Annotated in this window: 2 tRNA genes and 1 rRNA gene; all 3 read right to left on the bottom strand. The window is 43.6% G+C overall.

What is annotated here, in order from left to right:
• Positions 1-203: 203 nt before the first annotated feature.
• Positions 204-279 (bottom strand) — tRNA-Ala (locus DI392_RS19445).
• Between the two features lie 9 nt (positions 280-288).
• Positions 289-365: transfer RNA gene (locus tag DI392_RS19440), tRNA-Ile, on the bottom strand.
• A 65-nt stretch (positions 366-430) separates the two neighbouring features.
• Positions 431-551, bottom strand: a 16S ribosomal RNA gene (locus DI392_RS19435); the annotation flags it as partial.

Below are 551 nucleotides of genomic sequence, written 5' to 3'. Positions count from 1 at the left end.
CCCAAGAACACTTGAATGTGTTTGTTGGTACTTATCTTTCTCTTATAAAAGAGAGAAATAAGATTTGAGAACTTTTACAAGTAATCTTAAAGATTACTTTGTCAGCTTTCCAAATTGTTAAAGAGCATGTATTCGTTTTCGGAAAAACAAACCATTTTTAAAGATTCTGCTTTCTAATTAAAAGAAATAAGAACACTTAAAGATGGTGGAGCTATGCGGGATCGAACCGCAGACCTCCTGCGTGCAAGGCAGGCGCTCTCCCAGCTGAGCTATAGCCCCATCTCGGATTGGTGGGTCTGAGTGGACTTGAACCACCGACCTCTCGCTTATCAGGCGAACGCTCTAACCACCTGAGCTACAGACCCATACCGAAAACTCTTCTATTAAACCTAATCAATCTGTGTGGACACTCATCGTGAGAATCTATCGTTAAGGAGGTGATCCAGCCCCAGGTTCCCCTAGGGCTACCTTGTTACGACTTCACCCCAGTCATGAACCACAAAGTGGTAAGCGTTCTCCCGAAGGTTAAACTACCTACTTCTTTTGCAGCC

Source organism: Vibrio albus (assembly GCF_003144035.1).
Lineage (GTDB): Bacteria > Pseudomonadota > Gammaproteobacteria > Enterobacterales > Vibrionaceae > Vibrio > Vibrio albus.
Note: the sequence above shows the minus strand (reverse complement) of the source record. Positions and strands in the feature narration are given on the sequence as shown.